The 384-nt window shown below is 59.4% G+C and carries 1 protein-coding gene; it reads right to left on the bottom strand.

What is annotated here, in order from left to right; all coding sequences use genetic code 11:
- Positions 1–203: 203 nt before the first annotated feature.
- Positions 204–384 (bottom strand): single-stranded DNA-binding protein (locus tag HBA93_RS19135; RefSeq protein ID WP_221724358.1); only part of this gene is annotated, 181 nt, incomplete at its 5' end.

Below are 384 nucleotides of genomic sequence, written 5' to 3'. Positions count from 1 at the left end.
CATCACCAAGAATGCGATCGACTCGACCATCGCCCTCAACTTGCTTGGTGGCGCGGGCGGCCTGTTCATCGGTATTGCGGCCATGCTGAACCTCAATGCCATCGGGGAAAGCGCCCTTTCACGCTGATCTCCAACTTGAGCAGGCACAAGCTCTCCAGGGACCAGCCCCAACGGCAATGGCCGCCGGGCTCTCCGGCTCCCGCTCAGAACGGGATGTCCTCGTCGTCAATGAACTTGCCTTCGCTGTTTACGGTCTGCTTCATCCGGCTAAGGAAGTCTACTGTCTCGGCGATGATTTCGCAGCCGTAGCGATCGACGCCCTGTTGGTCGGTCCATTTGGTGTAATGGATGCGGCCGCGGACCAGAACCTTCATTCCCGTGCTG

Source organism: Ochrobactrum sp. SFR4 (genome assembly GCF_019730395.1).
Taxonomy (GTDB): Bacteria; Pseudomonadota; Alphaproteobacteria; order Rhizobiales; family Rhizobiaceae; genus Pseudochrobactrum.
This window is presented reverse-complemented; position numbering and strand designations above follow the sequence as displayed.